We start from the raw sequence: 247 nt of genomic DNA, 5'->3' as shown, positions 1-247 counted from the left end.
CCGGTGTGCACGCCGCCCCAGGGCTTGCCGTGGTCACCCTTCGAGTAACCGTGGCCCTTGTCGTCGTTGCCCTTGTCGTCGTAGCCCTTGTCGTGGTCGTCCTTCGAGCAGCCGTTGTCCTTGTCCCCCTTGTCCTTGTCATCCCCCTTGTCCTTGTCCTTGTCCGAGTCGTCCTTCGACTCGCCGGAACCACCCGTGTCACCCCCGTTGACCGAGGTCAGGGCACCGCCACCGGTGTGCACGCCGC

General features: G+C 65.6%; 1 pseudogene. It reads right to left on the bottom strand.

Annotated features, from left to right (window positions below):
* Positions 1-247 (bottom strand): annotated as a pseudogene (locus H0H10_RS02315) (DNA primase); the annotation flags it as partial.

It is taken from the genome of Streptomyces griseicoloratus, assembly GCF_014534645.1.
Classification (GTDB): Bacteria; Actinomycetota; Actinomycetes; order Streptomycetales; family Streptomycetaceae; genus Streptomyces; species Streptomyces griseicoloratus.
This window is presented reverse-complemented; position numbering and strand designations above follow the sequence as displayed.